The following is a 589-nucleotide window of genomic DNA, read 5'->3' on the forward strand; positions in this document are numbered from 1 at the left end:
AATGGTTTGACTAGACGATCTTGTGGGCTCAGTTTACGGATTGGTTGACGGCCAACACGGTCCACTTCATCACGTAGGTATGGGTTTGCAAAACGACCCAGAATCTTCTGGATGTAAGCTGCGTGAGCTTCTGGAGCAAAGCCGTAGCGTTTGATTAGAACGGCACCACTTTCTTCCATCGTCGCCGTTACTTGCGCACGGATTTCATCGTTCTCGATAGAGTCTTTGATTGTCTCAAGACCAGCCAATACACCAAGGTAAGCTGTTACTAGGTGACCCGTGTTCAGTGTGAATAGCTTACGCTCAACAAATGCCATTAGGTTATCTGTGCATTCCATACCTGGGATGTTTGGAATCTCACCTTTGAATTGAGTCTCGTCTACAATCCACTCGCTGAATGTTTCAACCGTTACCGCCAGAGGATCTGTCTCACCCGCTTCTGCCGGTGGAACGATACGGTCTACCGCTGAATCAACGAAACCGATGTTCTCTTCAGTGAACGCCTTCATCTCATCAGATAGATGCTCAAGCACAGCCGCCTTAAGTTGGCTAGTACCACGAACCATGTTCTCTGCCGCGATGATGTTCA

1 pseudogene is annotated in these 589 nt (G+C 48.4%); it reads right to left on the reverse strand.

Annotation, left to right across the window (positions count from 1 at the left end):
* A pseudogene (locus tag KIV40_RS32420) lies at positions 1-589 on the reverse strand (mannitol-1-phosphate 5-dehydrogenase); the annotation flags it as partial.

The organism is Vibrio sp. D173a, from assembly GCF_030248475.1.